Genomic DNA, 3,785 nt, shown 5'->3' on the forward strand with positions numbered 1-3,785 from the left:
TCGACGTGCGCGCGCTTGCGCTGCTGCGCGGCGATGGCGGCGGTCTCGCCCTCCACCACGCGGCGTGCGCGGATCAGCTCCAGCGGCCCCCACTCGTTGGCGGCCGCCGCCGGCTGGCTGGTGCGGCGCGTCCGCTCCAGCACGTACACGCCCGAGCCGGTGCGCACCTCGACCCAGCCTTCCACCTCCAGCGCGATCAGCGCCTCGCGCACCGAGGGCCGGCTCACGCCGAGCTGGCGCGCCAGGTCGCGTTCGGCGGGCAGGCGCGTGCCCGCGGCGAACTCGCCTTGGGCGATCAGCGCGCGCAACTGCTCCGCGATCTGGCGGTACAGGCGCTGGGGTTCGACGGACTGGATGGGCACGTGGGGAAAGGGAGGCAGGGTTGTCCTGAAGTGGACAAGTGGTCAGGCCAATTCCAGAATACGGCCTCTGAAACCGGTTGCGGAATCCGGCCTAACCCGAACGGCGGGCGCCGCCAAGCAAGGAGACGAAGAGGATGAGACTCGAGGGCAAGACGGCGCTGGTCACGGCCGCCGGGCAGGGCATCGGCCGCGCGAGCGCGCTGGCCATGGCGGCCGAAGGCGCGCAGGTCTGGGCGACCGACGTGAACGAGTCGCTGCTGCAGGCCTACGCCGGCGTGGCCAACGTGCGCACGGCGCGGCTGGACGTGCTGGACAAGGCGGCCATCGACGCGCTGATCGGCGGGCTGCCGGCACTGGACGTGCTGTTCAACTGCGCCGGCGTGGTGCACAACGGCACCGCCCTGCAGGCCACCGACGACGAGCTGGACTTCGCCTTCCGGCTGAACGTGCGCGCGCAGATGTGGGCCATCCAGGCGGCGCTGCCGGCCATGCTGAAGGCCGGGCGCGGCAGCATCATCAACATGGCCAGCGTGTGCTCCAGCATCAAGGGGCTGCCCAACCGCTTCGTCTACGGCACCACCAAGGCCGCGGTGCTGGGCCTGACCAAGAGCGTGGCGGCCGACTATGTGGCGCAGGGCATCCGGTGCAACGCGGTGTGCCCCGGCACGGTCGACACGCCCTCGCTGGGCGAGCGCATCGCCGCCAACGCCGACCCGGAGGCCGCGCGCCGCGCCTTCGTCGCCCGCCAGCCCATGGGCCGGCTGGCGCAGGCCGAGGAGATCGCGCCGGTGGTCGTCTTCCTCGCCAGCGACGAGTCGGTCTTCGCCACCGGCCAGGCCTTCAGCGTCGACGGCGGCATCACCATATGAACCAGCTCGACTTCCGCGGCCGCCACGCGGTGGTGACCGGCGGCGCCTCGGGGCTGGGCTACGGCATCGCGCAGCGGCTGATCGCATCGGGCGGCAGTGTCACGCTGTGGGACCGCGACGAGACCGCCGCCGCGCAGGCTGCGCGTGACCTGGGTCCGCAGGCCGCTGCCCTCGGCGTGGACGTGACGCGGCAGGCCGCCGTCGCCGAGGCCGTGCAGTCCACGCTGGCGCGCGCCGGCCGCATCGACGCGCTGGTCAACAGCGCCGGCATCACCGGCCCCAACGCCACTGTGTGGGACTACCCGGCGGACGCCTGGCGCGAGGTGATGGAGGTCAACGTCACCGGGCTGTTCCTGTGCTGCCGCGAGGTGGTGCCGCACATGCGCGAGCGCGGCGACGGGCGCATCGTCAACATCGCCTCGGTGGCGGGCAAGGAAGGCAATCCCAACGCCAGCGCCTACAGTGCGAGCAAGGCGGCGGTGATCGCGCTGACCAAGTCGCTCGGCAAGGAACTGGCGGCCACCGGCATCCGCGTCAACTGCGTGGCGCCGGCCGCGGTGAAGACGGCCATCTTCGACCAGATGACGCCCGGGCACATCGGCTTCATGCTGTCGAAGATTCCGATGGGCCGCTTTGGTACCGTCGAGGAAGTCGCCGCGCTGGTGGGTTGGCTTTGCACCGACGAGTGTTCGTTCTCCACCGGCGCCGTGTTCGACCTCTCCGGCGGCCGCTCCACCTACTGATTCGATTCGCAACAAGAAAGGAAAGACCTCCCATGAAGCTCGTGCGCTACGGCAAGCCCGGCAAGGAAAAGCCCGGCCTCATCGACAGCCAGGGCCTGCTGCGCGACCTGAGCGCGGTGGTGCCCGACATCGGCCCCGCGCAGCTCGGCGACGCCGCGCTGGCGAAGATCGCCAAGGTCAAGGAGGCGAAGCTGCCGCTGGTCAAGGGCAAGCCGCGCTACGGCTGCCCGGTGGCCGGCACGCGCAAGTTCATCGCCATCGGCCTGAACTACGCGGACCACGCCGCCGAGTCGGGCATGCCGATCCCGGCCGAGCCGGTGGTCTTCACCAAGGCGGTGAGCTGCCTGCAGGGCCCCAACGATCCTGTGATGCTGCCCAAGGGTTCGGCCAAGGGCGACTGGGAGGTGGAGCTGGGCGTGGTCATCGGCACGCGCGCGCGCTGCGTGACGCAGAAGGACGCGCTCAGGCATGTCGCCGGCTACTGCGTGGTCAACGACGTGAGCGAGCGCGAATGGCAGCTCGAGCACGGCCTGACCTGGGACAAGGGCAAGGGCTTCGACACCTTCGGCCCGGTCGGCCCCTGGCTGGTCACGCGCGACGAGGTGCCCAACCCGCAGAAGCTCGCGATGTGGCTGGACCTGAACGGCCAGCGCATGCAGACCGGCAACACGAAGACCATGATCTTCAACGTCGCCCGCCTGGTGAGCTACGTGAGCCAGCTCAACACGCTGGAGCCCGGCGACATCATCACCACCGGCACGCCGCCCGGCGTGGGCATGGGCATGAAGCCGCCCGTGTTCCTGAAGAAGGGCGACGTGATGGCGCTGGGCATCGAGGGGCTGGGCGAGCAGCGGCAGGAGGTGGTGGCCTTCAAGCTGTGAGCGCAGGCCCTGCGGCCGACGTGCGCGCCGCGCTGGAGGCGCGCCAGGTGCGGATCTACTTCGCCGCCGTGGCGGCGGCGGCCGTCCTGGGCTGGCTGTGGCCCTCGGCCGCCGCCCTGTCGGCCGCGATCGAGCCCCTGCTGGCGCTCATGCTGTTCGCGACCTTCCTGCAGGTGCCGCTGACCGAGTTGCGGCAGGCGCTGACCGGCATCCGGTTCGTGCTCGTCCTGCTCGCCGGCAACTTCCTGGTGGTGCCGGTCTTCGTGGCCGTGCTGCTGCCCTGGCTGCCGCCCGACCCGCTGGTGCGCGTGGGCGTGCTGCTGGTCCTTTTGACCCCGTGCATCGACTACGTGGTCACCTTCGCGCACCTGGGGCGGGCGGACGCCCGATCGCTGCTCGCCGCGACGCCGGTGCTGCTGGCCTGCCAGATGCTGGCGCTGCCCCTCTACCTCGGCCTGTTCCTGGGCGGGCAGGCTACGGGCCTGGTCCACGCCGGACCGTTCCTGCATGCCTTCGCGTGGCTGATCGTCGTGCCGCTGGTGCTGGCGGGCCTGTGCCAGGCCTGGGCCGGGCGGCACGCCGCGGGCAGGCGCGTGGCCGGGCGTCTGGGGCTGCTTCCCGTGCCCGCCACCGCCGCGGTCCTGTTCGTCGTGGTCGCTTCCGTCGTGCCGCAACTGGGGCAGGCGACCCAGGCCGTGTGGGCCGTGGCACCGATCTACGTGGCCTTCGGCATCGCCGCGCCGCTCCTGGGGTGGGCGCTCGGCCGGGCGGCGCGTCTTTCCGCCGGACAGTCCCGCGCGGCCGCCTTCAGCATGGCGACGCGCAACTCGCTGGTCGTGCTGCCGCTGGGCCTGGCGGTGCCCGGCGCGATGCCGGTCGTTCCGGCGGTCATCGTGACGCAGACGCTCGTGGAACTCGCCTGCGAGCTGG

Annotated in this window: 5 protein-coding genes; 4 read left to right on the forward strand and 1 reads right to left on the reverse strand. The window is 71.5% G+C overall.

Annotated elements, in window-relative coordinates; genetic code table 11:
- On the reverse strand, window positions 1-362 hold a 362-nt coding region (locus ACIY1X_RS20630), incomplete at its 3' end, for a FadR/GntR family transcriptional regulator (protein WP_399684183.1).
- Window positions 363-496: 134 nt separating this feature from the next.
- Here ACIY1X_RS20630 and ACIY1X_RS20635 point away from each other — a divergent pair.
- The 4 genes from ACIY1X_RS20635 to ACIY1X_RS20650 form a co-directional block, all read left to right on the forward strand.
- Window positions 497-1,231, forward strand: a complete 735-nt coding sequence (locus ACIY1X_RS20635; protein WP_399684185.1) for an SDR family oxidoreductase — start codon at window positions 497-499, stop codon at window positions 1,229-1,231.
- Window positions 1,228-1,974, forward strand: coding sequence for an SDR family NAD(P)-dependent oxidoreductase (locus ACIY1X_RS20640; protein WP_399684188.1), 747 nt, complete (start codon window positions 1,228-1,230; stop codon window positions 1,972-1,974). Before ACIY1X_RS20635 ends, ACIY1X_RS20640 begins: the two co-directional genes overlap by 4 nt.
- Before the next feature lie 32 nt (window positions 1,975-2,006).
- Window positions 2,007-2,855: a fumarylacetoacetate hydrolase family protein gene (locus ACIY1X_RS20645; RefSeq protein WP_399684191.1), complete on the forward strand. Its 849-nt coding sequence runs from the start codon at window positions 2,007-2,009 to the stop codon at window positions 2,853-2,855.
- Window positions 2,852-3,785: arsenic resistance protein (locus ACIY1X_RS20650; RefSeq protein ID WP_399684194.1), on the forward strand; the 934-nt coding region annotated here is incomplete at its 3' end. The genes ACIY1X_RS20645 and ACIY1X_RS20650, both read left to right, overlap by 4 nt.

The sequence above is a fragment of the Xenophilus sp. genome (genome assembly GCF_044462705.1).
GTDB classification, from domain to species: Bacteria; Pseudomonadota; Gammaproteobacteria; order Burkholderiales; family Burkholderiaceae_C; genus Xenophilus; species Xenophilus azovorans.